The sequence below is a fragment of the Streptomyces sp. NPDC021019 genome, from assembly GCF_044333295.1.
Lineage (GTDB): Bacteria > Actinomycetota > Actinomycetes > Streptomycetales > Streptomycetaceae > Streptomyces.
Map to the genome: position 1 here is coordinate 148,431 of NZ_JBIRQR010000002.1, position 18,971 is coordinate 167,401.

Annotated in this window: 15 protein-coding genes; 6 read left to right on the forward strand and 9 right to left on the reverse strand. The window is 71.6% G+C overall.

Annotated features, from left to right (window positions below):
• Nucleotides 1–94 precede the first annotated feature (94 nt).
• Both ACH4RG_RS11620 and ACH4RG_RS11625 read right to left on the reverse strand, forming a co-directional pair.
• The gene (locus ACH4RG_RS11620; protein WP_397930130.1) at nucleotides 95–1,018 is read right to left on the reverse strand and encodes a hypothetical protein; all 924 of its coding nucleotides are present in this window, start codon (nucleotides 1,016–1,018) and stop codon (nucleotides 95–97) included.
• Between the two features lie 4 nt (nucleotides 1,019–1,022).
• Nucleotides 1,023–1,640 (reverse strand): papain-like cysteine protease family protein, encoded by a 618-nt coding sequence (locus ACH4RG_RS11625; RefSeq protein WP_397930128.1) that lies wholly within the window; start codon nucleotides 1,638–1,640, stop codon nucleotides 1,023–1,025.
• 226 nt (nucleotides 1,641–1,866) lie between these two features.
• Between ACH4RG_RS11625 and ACH4RG_RS11630 the strand changes: the two genes are divergently transcribed.
• The gene (locus tag ACH4RG_RS11630; protein ID WP_397916253.1) at nucleotides 1,867–2,793 is read left to right on the forward strand and encodes a hypothetical protein; all 927 of its coding nucleotides are present in this window, start codon (nucleotides 1,867–1,869) and stop codon (nucleotides 2,791–2,793) included.
• 27 nt (nucleotides 2,794–2,820) lie between these two features.
• Here the strand turns inward: ACH4RG_RS11630 and ACH4RG_RS11635 are convergent, their stop codons facing one another.
• On the reverse strand, nucleotides 2,821–3,249 hold the full coding sequence (locus tag ACH4RG_RS11635; protein ID WP_032790784.1) for a Rieske (2Fe-2S) protein: 429 nt from the start codon (nucleotides 3,247–3,249) through the stop codon (nucleotides 2,821–2,823).
• A gap of 349 nt (nucleotides 3,250–3,598) precedes the next feature.
• Nucleotides 3,599–6,631, reverse strand: coding sequence for an excinuclease ABC subunit UvrA (gene uvrA, locus ACH4RG_RS11640; protein ID WP_397916255.1), 3,033 nt, complete (start codon nucleotides 6,629–6,631; stop codon nucleotides 3,599–3,601).
• 174 nt (nucleotides 6,632–6,805) lie between these two features.
• Here uvrA and ACH4RG_RS11645 point away from each other — a divergent pair, with 174 nt between their 5' ends.
• Nucleotides 6,806–7,495, forward strand: a complete 690-nt coding sequence (locus tag ACH4RG_RS11645; RefSeq protein ID WP_397916256.1) for a maleylpyruvate isomerase family mycothiol-dependent enzyme — start codon at nucleotides 6,806–6,808, stop codon at nucleotides 7,493–7,495.
• 10 nt (nucleotides 7,496–7,505) lie between these two features.
• Nucleotides 7,506–8,162, forward strand: a complete 657-nt coding sequence (locus ACH4RG_RS11650; protein ID WP_397916257.1) for an MBL fold metallo-hydrolase — start codon at nucleotides 7,506–7,508, stop codon at nucleotides 8,160–8,162.
• A gap of 126 nt (nucleotides 8,163–8,288) precedes the next feature.
• Here the strand turns inward: ACH4RG_RS11650 and ACH4RG_RS11655 are convergent, their stop codons facing one another.
• From ACH4RG_RS11655 to ACH4RG_RS11675, 5 genes are all read right to left on the reverse strand, one after another.
• On the reverse strand, nucleotides 8,289–9,308 hold the full coding sequence (locus ACH4RG_RS11655; protein ID WP_397916259.1) for a TerC family protein: 1,020 nt from the start codon (nucleotides 9,306–9,308) through the stop codon (nucleotides 8,289–8,291).
• A gap of 243 nt (nucleotides 9,309–9,551) precedes the next feature.
• Nucleotides 9,552–11,513: a TerD family protein gene (locus ACH4RG_RS11660; RefSeq protein ID WP_398539437.1), complete on the reverse strand. Its 1,962-nt coding sequence runs from the start codon at nucleotides 11,511–11,513 to the stop codon at nucleotides 9,552–9,554.
• A gap of 273 nt (nucleotides 11,514–11,786) precedes the next feature.
• Nucleotides 11,787–12,365, reverse strand: a complete 579-nt coding sequence (locus tag ACH4RG_RS11665) for a TerD family protein (protein WP_359623216.1) — start codon at nucleotides 12,363–12,365, stop codon at nucleotides 11,787–11,789.
• A 237-nt stretch (nucleotides 12,366–12,602) separates the two neighbouring features.
• Nucleotides 12,603–14,732, reverse strand: a complete 2,130-nt coding sequence (gene uvrB / locus ACH4RG_RS11670) for an excinuclease ABC subunit UvrB (RefSeq protein ID WP_397916261.1) — start codon at nucleotides 14,730–14,732, stop codon at nucleotides 12,603–12,605.
• Nucleotides 14,733–14,771: 39 nt separating this feature from the next.
• Entirely contained in the window at nucleotides 14,772–15,602 is an 831-nt protein-coding gene (locus ACH4RG_RS11675) for an MHYT domain-containing protein (RefSeq protein ID WP_397916262.1), read from the reverse strand.
• Between the two features lie 229 nt (nucleotides 15,603–15,831).
• Here ACH4RG_RS11675 and ACH4RG_RS11680 point away from each other — a divergent pair, with 229 nt between their 5' ends.
• The 3 genes from ACH4RG_RS11680 to ACH4RG_RS11690 all read left to right on the forward strand — a co-directional run bounded on the left by ACH4RG_RS11680 (nucleotide 15,832) and on the right by ACH4RG_RS11690 (nucleotide 18,873).
• Complete coding sequence (locus tag ACH4RG_RS11680) at nucleotides 15,832–16,713, forward strand: glycerophosphodiester phosphodiesterase family protein (protein ID WP_398539438.1); 882 nt, start codon at nucleotides 15,832–15,834, stop codon at nucleotides 16,711–16,713.
• 75 nt (nucleotides 16,714–16,788) lie between these two features.
• Nucleotides 16,789–17,346: a methylated-DNA--[protein]-cysteine S-methyltransferase gene (locus ACH4RG_RS11685; RefSeq protein ID WP_397916264.1), complete on the forward strand. Its 558-nt coding sequence runs from the start codon at nucleotides 16,789–16,791 to the stop codon at nucleotides 17,344–17,346.
• Between the two features lie 324 nt (nucleotides 17,347–17,670).
• Nucleotides 17,671–18,873 carry an MFS transporter gene (locus tag ACH4RG_RS11690; RefSeq protein WP_397917200.1) on the forward strand — a complete coding sequence of 401 codons (1,203 nt, stop codon included), beginning with the start codon at nucleotides 17,671–17,673 and terminating at the stop codon, nucleotides 18,871–18,873.
• Nucleotides 18,874–18,971: the final 98 nt, after the last annotated feature.

Sequence of the window (18,971 nt, forward strand, 5' to 3'; positions counted from 1 at the left end):
TCCTCAGGTGTTGCCGGGGGCGGTGCCGCGCTCCGGGGTGCCGTGGGGTGTTCACACCCCGGAGCGCGGGCCCGTGGGCCGGTGGAGCCGCAGCTCAGGCGTCCGTGGCCGGGGATCGCCCGGCACGGTTCCTGCGGCGCAGGGCGGCGGCCCCGCAGAGGACCAGGGCGAGCAGCGCCCCGGCCCCGGCGGTCGTGGACACGGCGGTCAGGGCCGTGTCCGGGGAACCGGACGCCGTGCCGGCGAGCGCGGGGCTCCCGGCGGTTTCGGGTGCCTGGTCCACGGCCGGGCCGGGAGCCGGTGCGGCCGCCGGGGCTCCCCCGGTGCCGGTGGCCGCGTCGGGGCCGTAGCCGCCGGCCTTGCCGGAGCGGGCGTATCCGGAGCCGGGCAGCTTGTCGCCGTACGCCTCCTGGACCCGGGTCCGGTAGGCGCTGAGCGCGGTGCCGCGGGCGCCCACGGCGGCCTCCGCGTCCTCGTCCAGCGGGAGTACCCGGGAGCCGTCGTGGACGTACCAGGCGTCGATCTGCGGTTCGCGGAACACGGTGCCGCCGGGGAGCGCGCGGGCCCCCTGTGCGGTGTAGCGGGCCTCGTCGTCGCCGGTGGCGATGTTCACCACCTGCCACCGGTCGCTCCCGTCCGTGACGGGGACGGTCCACAGGGAGGCCTTCTGGCCGTCGGAGGAGACGGCGGTGCTGGCCAGGTAGTCCACCGTGCTCGGGGCGGCCCCGGGCTTCCCGGCGACGAAGGCGGCGGAGAGCGTGCGGACGGGAACGGTCCTCTCCTCGATCCTGGGTGCGCTCGCCGCCCTGCTCACCGCGCCCTCCCGGGCGAAGAACCGGGAGAGGGTGTCCAGGGTCGCGGGCTCGGTGGCGGCCTCGTGGGCCGCTTCGAGGGTGGCGGCGGTCAGTTTCGACGGGGCCGCCGGGCCGTCGTCGGCGAGGGCGGGGGCGGCGGCGGTGAACAGGGCCGCGCTGGTGAGGGCGGTGGCGACGGCGATGCGCCGGGTGGTGCAGTTCATGACCTCACGCCCCGATCCGGTAGAGCGAGTGGGTCCAGGAGAACTCGTTGTTGTTGACGTACCAGGCGTGCGAGGCCCAGTTGTAGCGGTCGCTGGAGGGCCACGGATCGCCCCAGTAGACCCAGCTGTTGGCGTCGTCGTACCCGTAGATGACATGCATGTGGCCGCCGCCGGACGACCACTGGATCCGGGTCTCGATGGGGCGCCGGGCGGATATCTCGGCCTGCACGGTCGGGTAGCGCAACCAGCCGGTGACGTAGCTGCCTGGCCTGACCCCGGCCCAGGACAGTCCGGTCTGGACGTTGCCGAGGGTGGCCTGCGAGTTGGGGCACTGGGAGTTCTGGCCGCGGTTGAAGGCGGCGTTGCAGAACTGGTTCTGGGAGTAGTTGCGGCCGAACCAGGCGGCGATGGTGTTGCCGCCGGCCGCCCAGCACCAGTTGCTCTGCTGTTGCGCCTGCATGGTGATGTCGAGCCGCTGGGCGGCGGCGACGGTGGAGCCCGTCGCCGCGTCCGGGGACGGTGCGGCGGTGGCGGTGGCGGTGCCCGCGGGGACGGCGAGCAGGACGGCGGCCAGGAGGGCGGTGAACGAGAACCTTCCGGGCCTGACTCTTCGGTTGCGCATGGCGTTCCTCCCAATGCGGGGGTGGGGATCGGAGGAGCGCGTCCGGACGCTGACGATGAGCATCCGGCGTTGTCCGGAGCAGGTCAACACGCTTCAATGCGAGGTGACATCACGGTGTGAACGGCACGGCGTCCGTGTGAACGGCCCTGTTCCGGTCACCTGCTCCCCCGCACCCCCCGGGGCCGGTGTCGCCACTCCCCACGTGAACGTTCACCGGAGGCCCGCCATGCGGCAGACCGAGACCGAACTGGCGCAGGTACTGCGGACCGGACCGTTCCATCTGGCGTTGCGCACCGCTCTGTCGGTGCGCGGGCTGCCGCTCCAGCGGGTGCAGCACCATCTGGCGCACCGGGGCGTCAAGCTCGGGGTGACCAGCCTCAGCTACTGGCAGCAGGGGGTACGCCGCCCCCGGCGGGCCGAGTCGCTGCGGGCCGTCGCCGCGCTGGAGGAGGTGCTCGCGCTGCCGGACGACTCGCTGCTGCGGCTCCTGCGCGACGGTGACGCCCCGGCGGACGGGGACCGTCCGGCGGCCCGTTCGTACCGGTCGCTCATGGAGGCGTCGGGCTCGGTGGAGCGGCTCCTCGCGGCGATGGAGTCACCCGTGGACGGCGGCCTGCACACCGTGGGGCACCAGGAGCGGGTACGGATCGGGGCGCGGCGCGAGCTGGCGGGCCGCACGTCGCAGCACGTGGTGCGCGCGCACCGGGACGGCGTCGACCGCTATCTCGCGGTCCACCGGGGCGATCCCGGCTGCGACCCGTCGCGGATCGCGGTGCGGGCCCTGGAGAACTGCCGGACGGGCCGGGTCCGCTGGGATCTGGACGCGGGGGTGCTGGTGGCGGAGCTGCTCTTCGACACCCGGTTGCGGTCCGGTGAGACGTACCTCTTCGGCTACGGCTTCGAGGACGGTACGGGCGGGGCCGGCGGAGAATACGTGCGCGGCTTCACCTTCGGGGGCGGGCAGTACGTGCTCCAGGTCGGCTTCGACGAGGCGGCGCTCCCGGTGCGGTGCCGCCGGTTCGTCCAGGCGTCGGCGGGGGCGGTGCGCGGGGCCCGCGAGGACCTCACGCTGACCGGCCGGCACCGGACCGTGCACCTGGTGGAGGAGAGCGTACGGCCCGGTCTGATCGGGGTCGACTGGGACTGGGAGTGAGGCCCCGGGGGCTCAGGCGTCGAGGACTCAGGCGTCGGGGCCCGCCACGAGCTTTCCGCCCTCGGCGGTGACCGGGACGGCGGGCAGCGGCACGGTGGCCGGGCCCTTCACCGGCTTGCCGGTGGTCATGTCGAAGCGGCTGCCGTGGCAGGGGCAGTGGCCCTCGGTGCCCTCGACCTTGTCCAGGACACAGCCGCCGTGGGTGCACTGGGCGCTGAACGCCTTGTACTCGCCCTTCGCCGGGCAGACGACGACCACGCGCTGCTCGCGGTAGAGCTTGGCGCCGCCGACGGGCACCTCGGAGGCTGCCCCGAGGTCGACGGGGGCGGTGGGGGTGGGGTTCTTGGCGTGGCCGAGCTTGGACTCGGTGGAGCAGGCGGCTGCTCCCAGCCCGGCGGCGCCGGCGAGCGCGGCGCCCTTCAGCACGGTACGGCGGGCGGCGGGCAGGCCGGGCATGCGGACTCCACGGGGTTGTCGTTCGGGGTGGATCATGGTGGGGCTCGTCGTTCGGGGGTGGATCACGGCGGATCCGCGTCGCCGGACAGGGCGGAGCGGCGACGGCGGCCCCGCGTGCCGTGACAGAACCGACGATACCGGCGGGGATCGGCAGCCCTGCGGCCGGGCCGGAGCGCCTGTGCGGACGGGCGGCGGCAGCCCCCTTCGTGCTGGGGGGCCGCCGCCGTGGACGAGGGCCTGTCCGGCCATTCCCGTCGTTGCCCGCAGGGCGTCGGGAGGCGGGCGGGAATGGTGGGACGGGCCCGGAGGCGCGAGCGGCCGCCGGGTCGGGCGACCGCTCGCTCCTCGCTCAGGCCTTGCGGGCGCGGGTGGCCTTCTTCGCGGCGGCCTTGGCCGTACCCGCCTTGGCTCCCGTGGCGGTCGCCTTGGTCACCGCGGCCTTCTTGGCGGCCGCCGTCTTCTTCGCCGGGGCGGTCTTGCGGGCGGCCGTCCTGCGGGCCGTTCCCCGCCCGGAGGTCACCGCGGCCTCGCTGACGCGATCCGCGTCCAGGACGCCCTGGAGGAACTTCCCCGTGTGGCTGGCGGGGATGGAGGCCACCTGCTCCGGCGTCCCCTCGGCGACCACCAGACCACCGCCGTTGCCGCCCTCGGGGCCCATGTCGACGACCCAGTCGGCGGTCTTGATGACATCGAGGTTGTGCTCGATGACGATGACCGTGTTGCCCTTGTCCACCAGGCCGGAGAGCACGGTGATCAGCTTGCTGATGTCCTCGAAGTGCAGACCGGTGGTCGGCTCGTCCAGGACGTAGACCGTGCGTCCGGTGGAGCGCTTCTGGAGCTCGCTCGCCAGCTTGACGCGCTGCGCCTCGCCGCCGGAGAGGGTGGGCGCGGACTGGCCGAGCCGCACATAGCCGAGACCGACCTCGTTGAGCGTACGGAGGTGGCGGGCGATCGTGGGGACGGCCTCGAAGAAGTCCAGGCCCTCCTCGATCGGCATGTCCAGCACCTCGGCGATGGACTTGCCCTTGTAGTGGACCTCCAGGGTCTCCCGGTTGTAGCGCGCTCCGTGGCAGACCTCGCACGGGACGTACACGTCGGGCAGGAAGTTCATCTCGATCTTGATCGTGCCGTCGCCGGAGCAGTTCTCGCAGCGGCCGCCCTTGACGTTGAAGGAGAAGCGGCCCGGCAGATAGCCGCGCACCTTCGCCTCCATCGTCTCGGCGAAGAGCCGGCGGACGTGGTCGAAGACTCCGGTGTACGTCGCCGGGTTGGACCGGGGGGTCCGGCCGATCGGCGACTGGTCGACGTGCACCACCTTGTCGACGAGGTCGTCGCCGTCGACCCGGGTGTGGCGGCCGGGGACCGACTTGGCGCCGTTCAGCTCGCGGGCCAGGTGGGTGTAGAGGATGTCGTTGACCAGCGTCGACTTCCCGGACCCCGAGACGCCCGTGACGGCGGTGAGGACGCCGAGCGGGAAGGAGACGTCGATGTCCTGGAGGTTGTTCTCCCGGGCGCCGTGCACGGTGAGACGGCGGGCCGGGTCGACCGGGCGACGGATGTCGGGGGTCGTGATGGAGCGCTTGCCGGACAGATACTGGCCGGTGATGGACTCCTTGTTGGCCAGCAGTTCCTTGAGCGAGCCGGAGTGGACGACCTTGCCGCCGTGTTCACCCGCGCCGGGGCCGATGTCGACGACCCAGTCGGCGACCTTGATGGTGTCCTCGTCGTGCTCGACGACAATGAGCGTGTTGCCCATGTCGCGGAGCCGGACCAGGGTCTCGATGAGCCGGTGGTTGTCGCGCTGGTGCAGGCCGATGGACGGCTCGTCCAGGACGTACAGCACGCCGACCAGGCCGGAGCCGATCTGGGTCGCCAGCCGGATGCGCTGGGCCTCGCCGCCGGACAGGGTGCCGGCCGCGCGGTTCAGCGACAGATAGTCCAGGCCGACGTCGACGAGGAACTTCAGCCGCTCGTTGACCTCCTTGAGCACCCGCTCGGCGATCTTCTTGTCGCGGGCGTTCAGCTTGAGGCGGCCGAGGAACTCGGCGCACTCGCTGATCGACATCGCGGCGACCTCGGCGATGGACTTCTCCATCACCGTCACCGCGAGCACGATCGGCTTCAGCCGGGTGCCCTCGCAGGTGGGGCAGGGCACCTCGCGCATGTAGCCCTCGAACCGCTCCCGGCTGGAGTCGCTCTCGGCCTCGGTGTGGCGCCTCTTGACGAACTGCACCGCGCCCTCGAAGGCGGGGGTGGTGTAGGCGCGCTCGCGCCCGTAACGGTTGCGGTAGCGGACCTCGGTCTGGATCTTGTGGCCGAAGAGCAGGGCCTTCTTGGCCCGCTGCGGCAGCCCGGCCCAGGGGATGTCCGTACGGAAGCCGAGGGCTTCGGAGAGCGCGCCGATGAGGCGGCCGAAGTACTCCTTGGTGTGTCCGTGGGACCAGGGGTGGATCGCGCCCTCGTCGAGGGACTTCTCCTCGTCCGGGACGATCAGCTCCGGGTCGACCTCCATGCGCGTGCCGATGCCGGTGCAGTCGGGGCAGGCGCCGAAGGGTGAGTTGAAGGAGAAGGAGCGCGGCTCCAGTTCCTCGAAGGAGAGGTCGTCGTACGGGCAGTAGAGGTGCTCGGAGAACATCCGCTCGCGCTCGGGGTCGTCCTCGGGGAGGTCGACGAAGTCGAGCACGACCATGCCGCCGGAGAGACCGAGCGCGGTCTCGACGGAGTCGGTCAGCCGGCGCTTGGCGCTGTCCTTGACGGTGAGGCGGTCGACGACCACCTCGATGGTGTGCTTCTCCTGCTTCTTGAGCGTGGGCGGCTCGGCGAGCTGGATGGTGGCGCCGTCGACCCTGGCCCGGCTGTAGCCCTTGGTCTGGAGGTCGGCGAAGAGGTCGACGAACTCGCCCTTGCGCTCGCGCACCAGCGGCGAGAGGACCTGGAAGCGGCTGCCCTCCGGCAGGCCGAGGACCTTGTCGACGATGGCCTGCGGCGACTGGCGGGAGATGGGGCGGTGGCACTCGGGGCAGTGCGGCTTGCCGATCCTGGCGAAGAGCAGCCGGAGGTAGTCGTAGACCTCGGTGATGGTGCCGACCGTCGAGCGCGGATTGCGCGAGGTCGACTTCTGGTCGATGGAGACGGCGGGCGAGAGACCTTCGATGAAGTCGACGTCCGGCTTGTCCATCTGGCCGAGGAACTGCCGGGCGTACGAGGAGAGCGACTCGACGTAGCGGCGCTGCCCCTCGGCGAAGATCGTGTCGAACGCGAGGGACGACTTGCCCGACCCGGAGAGCCCGGTGAAGACGATGAGGGAGTCACGGGGCAGGTCGAGCGAGACGTTCTTCAGGTTGTGCTCGCGCGCGCCACGGACGATGAGACGGTCGGCCACGCCGGTCCGCACCTTTCTAGAGGGAAGCGGGGAACTGAGCCCCTCTCCCAGGGTATGGGGGGTGCCACAGCGGTGTAAGAAGCTTTCGATTCCGAGCGTATAGCACGCACATTCGATTTACGGCCACCCTCGGACTCCTTCACCCGAATGAGTGGCAGAGCTAGGCTCGGCCGCATGATTGATCATGCGCACGACCTGGGAGCTGTACGCGAAGCGACCGAACGACTGCTCGACGCAGTCGGCAAACTGGACAACGCCGCTGTCGCGGAGCCGTCACGGCTGCCCGGATGGAGTCGGGGCCATGTTCTGGCCCACCTGTCACGTAACGCCGACGCGATCGGAAATGTTCTCCGGGGACTCCCGATGTACGCGAGCAGCGAAACCCGGGACACCGACATCGCCGACGGCGCCCCCCGCCCGGCGGCCGAGCAGCTGACCGACCTGCGGGAGAGCGCGGACGGCTTCCTGGCGGTCGCCGCCGAACCCGCCGACTGGTCCCGTACGGTCACCCTGCGCAACGGGGTGACGGACTCCGCGGCCCGGGTGCCCTTCCGGCGCTGGGTCGAGGTGGAGCTGCACCACGTCGACCTGGACGTCGGCTACGAGCTGGAGGACCTGCCCGCGGAGTTCGTCTCGCGGGAGATCGCCTTCCTGACCGAGCGCTTCCTGGGCAACGAGGAGGTGCCCGCCACGGCGCTGACCGACCTGGACGGCCGCACCTGGAGCACCGGCGGCGGCCCGCCGAGTGCCCTGGTGACGGTGCAGGGGCCCGCCGCCGAGCTGCTGGGCTGGCTCTCCGGCCGCCGTGACGGCACCGCTCTCACCGCGGCCGGGGGCCCTCTGCCCGCACTGCCCCCGCTATAGGCTGAGCCGTATGACGTACAGCGGAGCGGTGAAGGTCGGCGGACCGGCGAGCGTGCACGAACTGACGGATCTGATGATCTCCAAGGTCGCCGTCGGCGAGATGAACAACAACGCCTATCTGCTGCGCTGCCGGGCGACCGGCGAGCAGCTGCTGATCGACGCGGCCGCCGAGCCGGAGACCCTGCTGGCGCTGATCGGTGACGACGGAATCGCCTCCGTCGTCACCACGCACCGGCACGGGGACCACTGGCAGGCGCTGCCCCAGGTGGTCGGGGCCACCGGCGCCCGGACGTACGCGGGCCGCTACGACGCCGAGGGCATCCCGGTCCCGACCGACGTCCTGGTCGGGGACGGCGACACGATCACCGTCGGCCGGGTCGAGCTGACCGCCCGCCATCTGGTCGGTCACACCCCGGGCTCCATCGCCCTGGTCTACGACGACCCGCACGGCGCCCCGCACCTGTTCACCGGGGACTGCCTCTTCCCCGGCGGGGTGGGGAACACGAACAAGAACGCCGAGGCGTTCGCGAGCCTGCTGAACGACGTCGAGACGAAGCTGTTCGACCGGCTGCCCGACGAGACGTGGGTCTATCCGGGCCACGGGCACGACACGACGCTCGGCGACGAGCGGCCCCGACTGCCCGAGTGGCGCGCCCGCGGCTGGTAGACCGCGCGCGCCTCTCCGGCGCGTGTCCCTCGTACGCGTACACAGCAGCGGCCGGGGCGGACGGCTTTCGCCGCACCGCCCCGGCCGCTGCCGGTGTGTCCCTGTGCCGCCCGGGGCGGCCCCGGGTCAGCTCTTGATGCTCTTGCTCTCCTCGTCGGACGGTCCGGCGGTCTCCGGCTTCCCGTCCTTCGCCGCCTCGGCCGCCGCCATCTTCTTGCTGGCGATGAGGCTGGTGATCGTGGTGATCACCAGGACACCGCCGATGACGGCGAGGGAGAACGGGATGGAGACGACGGGCACGTGCACGCCGCTCTCGTGCAGGGCGTGCAGCACCAGCTTGACGCCGATGAAGCCGAGGATCACCGACAGGCCGTAGCTGAGGTGGACCAGCTTCTTCAGCAGACCGCCGATGAGGAAGTACAGCTGACGCAGACCCATCAGGGCGAACGCGTTGGCCGTGAAGACGATGTACGGGTCCTGGGTCAGGCCGAAGATCGCCGGGATCGAGTCCACCGCGAACAGCACGTCGGTCATGCCGATGGCGAGCATGACCACCATCAGCGGGGTCATCACGCGCTTGCCGTTGTTCCGGATGAAGAGCTTCGTGCCGTGGTACTTGTCGGCGACACCGAAGCGGTGCTCGATCGACTTCAGGAGGCGGTTCTCCTCCCAGTCGTCATCGTCCTCGTCGGCCCGCGCCTCCTGGATGAGCTTCCAGGCGGTGTAGATCAGGAACGCGCCGAAGATGTAGAACACCCACGAGAAGTTCGCGATCACGGCGGCGCCGGCGGCGATGAAGATCGCGCGGAGCACCAGGGCGATCAGAACACCGATCAGCAGCACGCGCTGCTGGAGCTGCGAGGGCACCGCGAACTTCGCCATGATCAGGACGAAGACGAAGAGGTTGTCGACGCTCAGCGACTTCTCGGTGATGAATCCGGCGAAGAACTCGCCGGAGGCCTTGCCCTCGCCGAGGACCGCGAGTCCGGCTCCGAAGAGCACGGCCAGCACGATCCAGACGATCGTCCAGATTCCGGCTTCCTTGGTCGACACGTCATGGGGCTTGCGCCCGATGAAGAAGTCGACGGCGATCAGGGTTGACAGACCAACGATGGTCAGGACCCATACGGTCCATGAAACGTCCACTGCGCCTCCGGCAGTTCGCTACGGCTACTTATCAGCGTCGTCGCTGCCGGAGGTCTCTTCCACCCTTGCGCGCGCTGCGCCTGCAAGGACCGGCGCCCCGGGACCGTTAAACGGTCCGTATTGACGGGACGTCGCGTAAGGAGTACTCCCCTCCGTTCCCCGAACAGTACAGGCATCACCAAGCGTAGGTAAAGAAAAGGGTAAAGGAATCGTCAAAAGCGCAGGTCGAGGCCTTCTGCTCGATCAGCTGCCGGCCCCTCGGCGAGCCGCTGCCACCGCCGCGAGCACCTGTTCCAGGACGCGGCTGCCCGGCGGGACCGTCAACGGTTCGTACGTCCAGGCATGCCCGACCCACGGATCGGCGAGGTGGGTGTCGGCTACCGGGGTGATCCGCAGGAGCGAACGCCACAGCGGGTCGAGCACCGGCCCGTACGCACTGGCCTCCTCCCGGTCCGCGACCATCAGGAGGTGCACCCCGACCGCGGGGCCCTCGTCGGCGAGATAGCGGAGCTGGGTGACGGCCCGGTCGTCGAAGCCGTGCGGGAAGTCGTTGACCACCAGGAGCTGTTCGCCGGTGTCCAGATCGGGCGGGAGCGCATCGGACGCACCCGCCCGCACCGCCATCTGCACCAGGTCCACCCGCCGGGTGAGGTGGGCGAGGACCGAGGCCACTCCCCCGGGTCCGGCGGCGGGCGGTCCGGCGAGGACGCCCGCCCCGACCAGCGGCGCTAGCGGGCCGGCCGCGGCGCCCGCCGGGTCGATGACGTGCACCGAGAACTCACCGGGCGGATACACCGCGAGCAGCCGCGCCGCGTGGGCGACCGCGGTCTCCATGGCCAGCCGGCGCAGCCGGTCCGTGTCCATCGGGGCGGCCGCCTCGGACGCCGTCCGTCCGCTGTCCACCCAGATCCCGCGCTCCAGCGGCAGCCGGACGAGCAGCGGTACGCGCAGGTCGGGGCGCTCGGGAAGGTGGAGGTCGCCGATCCGCAGGGCCATCGGCATCTCCATCGGGACGCGGTGGGCGTGCCAGACGGGGTTGCCCCAGCCCGCGTACGCGGCCGGGAGGGCGGGCTCGACGACGGCCGCCTCGGCGGCCAGCTGAGCCAGATCGCGGTCGAGTGCCTCCCGGGCCCGGGAGGTCAGCTCGTCGCGCTTGGCGCGGGCCCCCTCGCGGGCACGGTCCCCCGCGCCCCCGATCCGGTTGCGCGGGTCGGACAGGGACCGGTCGACTTCCTGGTCCATGCGGGACTCGGCGAAGTCCACGGCGCTGCGGTAGGCGGCGACGGCGCGGGCCAGATCCTCGAACATGCCCCAGATCTGGTTGTAGAGGCGCTCGTCCATCGACCAGCCGGTGGCGTCCCCGGCGACCGGCTGCGGGGCCTGTCCGGGCTGGGCCGGAGGCGTGGTGGGCGGGGGCGGCGGGGGCGCGGCGTGCTGCCGCCGCGGGTGCGCGTAGTTGACGGGGCCGTCGGCGGGTCCCGCGGCGGCCGGGCCGGCGGCGGTGTGCGGCTCTGGGGTGGTGGCCGGGTCGGTCAGCGGCTCGGGGGGCTCCTGGGCCGGGGGCGGCGTGGGCGAGGTGTGGCCCGCGGAGCCCGTCGCGTCCCGTACGCGGTCGCCTTCCTGGGTACGGGGCGGCGGCGCCACCGCGCGTGCCATGCCCCGGGTGACGGCCTCCTGAATGGATGCGGCCAGTCCGGTGGCCTCGGCCACGCCCTGGTCGGCGAGCATCTCGGCGAGCCCGCCGGCGTACCCCTGTCCCACGGCGCGGACCTTCCAGGCGTCCTGGCGGCGGTACAGCTCCAGGGCGCTGACCGCGGACTCGACGTCCAGGCCGGTGAGCGTGAAGGTGGCGATCTCGGTGCCGTCGAGCCCGGTGACGGCGACGAAGGGGGCGGGGACGGCGCCGAACCGCGCCGGGCCGCCCGCTCCGAGGGGAAGCGCGAGCAACACGGTGACCCGGTGGGCGCCGGCGGGCAGGGCCTCCAGGTCGACGGCGAGGCGGTGATCGGCCACCGCCTGCTGGGAGACCTCAAGACCGGGGAGCTGAGGAGAGCCGGGGTGGGCGATCCACTCGACGCCGCGCACCGTGCCCCGTTCGTCGCCGAGGGTGGCTCCGGCCACGACGGGCGCGCCCGCCGATACCCGGATCTCCAGACGAGTCTGGGGCAAGGTGTGGTTCTGCCCCCGGACCAGTTCGGCCGTCATTGCCCTGTCCCCCTCGACGATGGCCCGCGCGTCGAGGGGCGCGGTGCCGTGCGGTGCCGTGTTTCTGCTGTTCCGTGCAGGGCCGGGTGCCTGTGTACGGTGCCCGGCCGGGTGCGTGTGTTCCGTGCCCGGCGTCTACGTGCGCGGCCGTGTACGGGAGTGTGTGCCCTGTCGCCGGTGGGTGCCGCCGCGTGGGACAGCTCCCGGCGGCGGGTGCCTCCGGGAGCTGCTCCTGGCCGTTACGGTGCGGGCCGTGCCGGACCGGTGCGGGTCCTACAGGTGCGGGAGGATCGACGGCATCAGGTCCTGGAAGGTGCGGCCGTTGGCCGGGTTCCCGAGGGCCGTCATCTGCCATCCGCTGCCCGCGCGGTGCACCTTCGCCATGATCTGGGCGGTGTACTGGCCGCCGCCGTCGAGCGTGTACCGGGCGAGCTCCTGGCCGTTGGTCTCGTCGACGATGCGGCAGAAGGCGTTCTGAACCTCCTGAAACGTCTGCCCGGTGAAGGAGTTCACCGTGAAGACGATCTGGTCGATGTGGACCGGAACGCGCTGGAGGTCGACGAGGATCGCCTCGTCGTCGCCGCCGGAGCCGGCGCCGCCGACCAGGTTGTCACCGGTGTGCTTGACCGAGCCGTCATCGCTGACGAGGTGGCGGAAGAACACGACGTCGACCGGCTGCTTGTCGGCGAAGAGCACCGCCGAGGCGTCCAGGTCGACCTCGCGGGTGCGCGAACCGAACAGGCCACGGCGCGGAGCCGCCTGCCAGCCGAGCCCCATCCGTACCGCGGTCAGGGTCCCCCCGTCGCTCTTCTGCAGGCTGATGGCCTGACCCTTGGTCATATTGACCGTCACGCGCTGTCCCCTCTCGGCATTGCCCCGCAACCATCCGTGTGCGGTTTCCCGCACCCTACGCATTCCCCCCCGGGCGACAGGAGGCTCGACCCGTTTTTGTGTCGCTCTTGCAACACACCCCGCGCGGCCTGCCCGGCGCATCGGAAACCCCACCGGAGTCGCACCGGAAACCGCGCCGGAACAGGCGCGGGACCGGCGCGCGTCAGCGGCGATCCCCGGCCCGCCGGGGCACCGGGATCAGGCGAGGCCCGCCTCCTTCATCTGGCGCAGTTCCTTCTTCAGCTCACCGACCTCGTCGCGCAGCCGGGCGGCCACCTCGAACTGCAGGTCCGCGGCCGCGGCCCGCATCCGCTCGGTCATCTCCTCGATGATCCCGGCCAGTTCGGTGGCGGGCCGGTCGCTGAGCACCGCGCCCGGCGAGGCCGCCCTGCCCTTCGCCCCGCCCTTGGCCGCCTTGCCACCGAGCGCGGGCACCGGCGCCTTGGCCTCCTTGCCCTGCCGGTAGCCGGTACCGAGCAGTTGCTCGGTGTCGACCTCCTCGCGGGCGATGGTCGCGACGATGTCGTTGATCTTCTTGCGCAGCGGCTGCGGGTCGAGGCCTCGCTCGGTGTTGTACGCGACCTGCTTCTCGCGGCGGCGGTTCGTCTCGTCGATCGCCTGCGCCATGGCCGGAGTGATCTTGTCGGCGTACATGTGGACCTGGCCGGAGACGTTACGGGCGGCGCGGCCGATGGTCTGGATGAGCGAGGTGCCGGAGCGCAGGAAGCCCTGCTTGTCGGCGTCGAGGATGGCCACGAGGGACACCTCGGGAAGGTCGAGGCCCTCGCGCAGGAGGTTGATGCCGACCAGCACGTCGTACTCGCCGGAGCGCAGCTCGCGCAGCAGCTCGATACGGCGCAGGGTGTCGACGTCGCTGTGCAGGTAGCGGACCTGGATGCCGAGCTCCAGGAAGTAGTCGGTGAGGTCCTCCGACATCTTCTTGGTGAGCGTGGTGACCAGGACCCGCTCGTCGCGCTCGACGCGCTCGCGGATCTCGTGGACCAGGTCGTCGATCTGGCCCTCGGTGGGCTTGACCACGACCTCGGGGTCGATGAGGCCGGTGGGGCGGATGATCTGCTCGACGAAACCGTCGCCGCGCGACAGCTCGTACTTCCCCGGAGTGGCGGAGAGGTACACCGTCTGGTCGATCCGCTTCAGGAACTCCTCCCACTTCAGCGGCCGGTTGTCCATCGCGGACGGCAGCCGGAAGCCGTGATCGACGAGGGTCCGCTTGCGGGAGGCGTCCCCCTCGTACATCGCGCCGATCTGCGGGACCGTGACGTGGGACTCGTCCAGGACGAGCAGGAAGTCGTCCGGGAAGTAGTCGAGGAGGGTGTTGGGGGCGGTGCCGGGCGCGCGGTCGTCGAAGTGCATCGAGTAGTTCTCGACGCCGGAGCAGGTGCCGATCTGGTGGAGCATCTCGATGTCGTACGTGGTGCGCATGCGCAGTCGCTGGGCCTCCAGCATCTTGCCCTGCTTCTCCAGCTCGGCCAGGCGCTGCTCCAGCTCCTGCTCGATGCCGCTGACGGCCTTCTGCAGACGCTCGGGCCCGGCGACATAGTGGCTGGCGGGGAAGACGTGGACCATGGGGTCCTCGCTGATGATCTCGCCGGTCAGCGGGTGCAGCGTGGACAGGGCCTCGATCTCGTCGCCGAACATCTCGATCCGAACGGCGAGCTCCTCGTAGACCGGGAAGATCTCGATGGTGTCGCCCCGGACACGGAAGGTGCCGCGGGTGAACGCCAGGTCGTTACGGCTGTACTGCATCTCGACGAAACGGCGCAGCAGCTGGTCGCGGTCGATCTCCTCGCCGACCTTGAGCCGGACCATGCGGTCCACGTACTCCTGGGGCGTGCCGAGGCCGTAGATGCAGGAGACGGAGGCGACCACGACGACGTCGCGCCGGGTGAGCAGCGAATTGGTCGCCGAGTGGCGCAGCCGCTCGACCTCCTCGTTGATGGAGGAGTCCTTCTCGATGTAGGTGTCCGACTGCGGGACGTACGCCTCGGGCTGGTAGTAGTCGTAGTACGAGACGAAATACTCCACCGCGTTGTTCGGGAGGAGCTCGCGGAACTCGTTGGCCAGCTGGGCGGCGAGAGTCTTGTTCGGCGCCATCACCAGGGTGGGGCGCTGCAGCCTCTCGATCATCCAGGCGGTGGTCGCCGACTTGCCGGTGCCGGTCGCGCCGAGCAGGACGACGTCCTTCTCGTCCGCGCGGATGCGCCGCTCCAGCTCGGCGATGGCCGTCGGCTGGTCGCCGCTGGGCTGGTAGGGACTGACGACCTCGAAGGGCGCCACCGAACGTTCGATCTTGGAAACGGGCCGCATGCATCCACCGTACGGCCCGCCACTGACAACGGCCCCGGATCAGCGGTACCGGACCCCTCCCGCCCCCTCCCGGGCGATGCTCCGCGGGCGCTGCCGGCCCCCCGGGCCCGGACCGGGCTCCCCCGTCACGGCCTTGGGGTCGAACATCAGCACCACGGCGGCGAGGAGCAGGAAGCAGCCGGGTCCAGCCAGCATCGGGCCGATCATCTCGGCGGGCCGGTCGCCGGGCAGGACGTCGGACAGGTCGGAGGGCAGGGTGGGCGGCAGGTGGAGATGCACGTCGAGCGCGGCCATGCCGGTGTAGTGCATCCCGGTCACCGCGACGGCCATCAGGATGCTCGCGCCGAGGCCGGAGCGGGCGCCCCGAAGGGTGACGGCGGCCCACAGGGCGCCCGTGGCGGCGATTCCGGCGATCAGCACGGAGAGGACGACGAGGGGCGTGTCGTACGCGAACCGAGCCTCCATGCGCATGCCCGCCATGCCGAGATAGTGCATCGAGGCGATGCCGAGGCCGGTGATGGTGCCTCCCGTGATCAACGCCATGCGGGTCGCGCCCCGGTAGCCGACAATGAAGATGCCGATGCCGACCATCACCACGGCGATGGCCAGGCCTGCGAAGGTGAGGGGTTTGTCGTAGGAGATCGGGGTCTCCTGGACGGTGAAGCCCGTCATCGCGACGAAGTGCATGGTCCATACCCCGGAGCCGATGGACAGCGACCCCAGCGCCAGCCAGCCGGCCCGCCAGGAGCGTGCCGCGTGAAAGGACCGGGTGGTGCAGCGGAGTCCGAGGGCGGCTCCCAGGGCAGCCATGAGGAAAGCCGCGACCGGAGTCACCAGGCCGTAGGTGAATCCGTCGACTGTTCCTTGCATGCGCGCACGCCCTTCGAAAAGCCCGGGGTCGAGGAGGATCCCCCAAGGGGCGAGTCCCGGCGGGCAGACAAAGAAAGCACATTTTATCGGCACGGCCGCGGGCCATGCTCCAGCGGTGGCCCCGGGATCGAAGGTTCCGTTCATTTCGCGGCCATCGCCGCCCCGCCGGGCGTTGGCGGGCCGCTGTCACTCTCTGCGTGTCCGCACACTCCCGACGTGAGGAGTCCCCGTGTTCGTCCGCACCGCCACCGCCTCCACCACGGCCGCCGCCCTGCTCGGCGCCGGCGCCCTGCTGCTGCCCGCCGACCGGCCCGAGGCTCCGGAGCGGCAGGGGCAGGACGCCCCGGTCGTCGTGGCCCACCGGGGGGCGTCGGGCTACGCGCCGGAGAACACCCTCGCCGCCGTCGACGCCGCCGACGCGCTCGGCATCGAATGGGTCGAGAACGACGTCCACCGCACCCGCGACGGCGTGCTCGTCGTGCTGCACGACACCGACCTCAAGCGCACGACGGACGCCGAGCAGGTCTTCCCCGACCGGGCGCCGTGGGCGGTGAAGGACTTCACCGCGGCGGAGCTGGCGAAACTCGACGCGGGCAGCTGGTTCGGAGCGCGGTTCACCGGGGCCCGGGTGCCGACGCTCACCCAGTTCCTGCACCGCATGGAGCGCAACCGGCAGAAGCTGCTGCTGGAGATCAAGAGCCCGGCGACCTACCCGGGCATCGAGCGGGACATCATCCGGGTCCTGGGGCGGTCGGGGTGGCTGGACCGCTCCCACGTACGGAGCCGGCTGGTCATCCAGAGCTTCGGCGCCGACAGCGTGAAGAAGGTGCACAGCCTGCGCCCCGACATCACGACCGGCTTCCTGGGCACACCCGCGGTGGCGGACCTGCCCTCGTACGCGGCGTTCACCGATCAGATCAACCCCTCGTACGCGACGATCGGCGCCGACTACGTGGCGGCGGTCCAGGGGCTCAAGGGCGCGCACGGCAAGCGCCTGCGGGTGAACACGTGGACGGTCAACAAGGCGGCGGACGCGGTGAAGGCCCGTGACTACGGGGTGGACGGCATCATCACCAACTTCCCCGACGTGGTGCGCGACGCGACGAGCTGACGCGGCGGGGGGCGGGCCCGTCGGTTTCCGCCGACGGGCCCGCCGCTGTCAGTGGCGGGTCGTACGGTGGTCGGCATGAACAGCTACCGGTCCGGCGCCGAACCGGCCGTCGAGTGGACCGTCGTGGACAGCGACATCGGCCCGCTGCTGCTGGCCGCGACCGGGGCCGGTCTGGTGAGTGTGTCCTTCCACGCCCGCCCCGCCGTGCGGGACGCGGTCCTCGACCGGTTGCGGACCCGGTTCGGCGCGGAGCCGGTGGAGGCGCCCGGCTCCGCGCGGCTCGCCGGGCCCATACGCGCGCTCGCCGCGTACTTCGCGGGCGAGCGGCAGGATTTTGACCTCGATCTGGACTGGTCGCTCACCTCCGGGTTCCACCGTGAGGTGCTCCGCGAGCTGGCGTCCGGGGTGCCCTACGGGACGGTCGTCGGATACGGGGAGCTGGCCGCGCGGGTCGGCCGTCCGGAGGGGGCGCAGGCGGTGGGCGCGGCCATGGGGGCCAACCCGCTGCCGGTGGTGGTGCCGTGTCACCGGGTGGTGGAGAGCGACGGAGGCCTGGGCGGGTTCGGCGGCGGTCTGGAGACCAAGCGGCGGCTGCTGGCGCTGGAGGGGGTCCTGCCGCAGCCGCTGTTCTAGGGCCCGCGGCGAGCGCTGTTCCACCGTGTGGGTGCCACTTGTGCTCCGGAGACTGTGGGGCGACTTGTGCTCCGGATGCTGTGGGGCCGTTGTGCTTCGACGTCAGCGGTGATCGCCGCTCGGAAGAGCTGGCGGAGGCCGCTGTTCCCCCGGATGGCCGCATATCGCCGGGGAGCGTCCGGTCGATCGCCGTCTGGGTCCGTTCACCCGTCCGGGTGCACGGCACCGCCCGGGCGGTGACACACTGCGCCGGTGACACGACCCCTCTCCCTCCCCCAGGTCACGGCCGCCGGTCTGCCGGCCCTCCGGCGTCGGACGTCGGCCGTGCTCGTCATCAGCCAGATACTCGGCGGCCTCGGCGTGGCTGTCGGCATCGCCCTGGCCCCGATGCTGGCCGCCGACGTGAGCGGGTCGGAGGCGTTGTCCGGCCTGGCTCCGACCGCGTCCGTCGTCGGCACGGCGCTGCTGTCGCTGCCGCTCGCCGCCCTGATGAACGCCCGGGGGCGCAGGTCCGGCCTGGCGCTCGCCTATCTGATCGGTGCGCTGGGCGGCGGCCTGGTGGTCCTCGCCACGGTGCTGCCCAGCTTCCCGCTGCTGCTGCTCGGCATGGCCGCGTTCGGTGCGGGATCCCTGGCCGGTCTCCAGGCCCGGTTCGCGGCGGCCGACCTGGTGGGACCGGAGCGGCGGGGGCGGGCGATCTCCACCGTCGTCTGGGCCACCACGATCGGCTCGGTCGTGGGCCCCAACATCTCGGCCCCGGCGAGCCGGCTGTTCCGCGGTACGCCGGTGCCCGAGGCCGCCGGGCCGTATCTGTGCTCGGCCGCCGTGTTCCTGCTCGCCGGAGCGGTCGTGGCGCTGGCACTGCGCCCGGATCCGCTCCTCACCGCCCGCGCCCTGGCTCCGGAGGGCCCGACAGGGGCGCCGAAACGCTCACTGCGCGCCGGGATCGAGGCTGTCCGGGAGTCGCCGATGGCGAGGCTCGCCCTGCTGACGGTCACCGTGTCGCACACCGCCATGGTGTCGATCATGGTCATGACCCCGGTCGATCTGGGCCGGCACGGCGCCGGTCTCCAGCTGATCGGGCTCGTGATCAGCGGGCACATCGCGGGCATGTACGCGTTCTCCCCGGTGATGGGGTGGCTGGCCGACCGGTTCGGACGGCTGGCCGTGATCGGCCTGGCCGTCGGCCTGCTGAGCTGCGCCGCGCTGCTGGCGGGCACCGCCGGGCCCCGGCACGGGCAGACCGCCGCGGGCCTGTTCCTGCTGGGCCTCGGCTGGTCGGCGGGGATGATCGCCGGTTCGGCGCTGCTCACGGACGCCGTGCCGCAGTCGGCCCAGGCCGCGGTGCAGGGGCTGTCGGACCTGACGATGAACGCGGCGGCGGCGGTCGGTGGGGCGGCGGCCGGGGTGATCGTCGCCCAGTGGGGGTACGGCCTCCTCAACGCGATCGGCGCCGCGCTGCTGCTGCCGGTCGCCGCGCTCGCCCTGCGCCGGAGCCTGCGGCGGCCAAGAGCGGTCAGCGGCTGACACGTCACCGGACCGCGTCCACGGCCGCAACCGCGGGCAACCGCGGGCAACCGGGGGCAACCGCGGGCGACCGGGGGCAATCGCCACGACTACCGCAA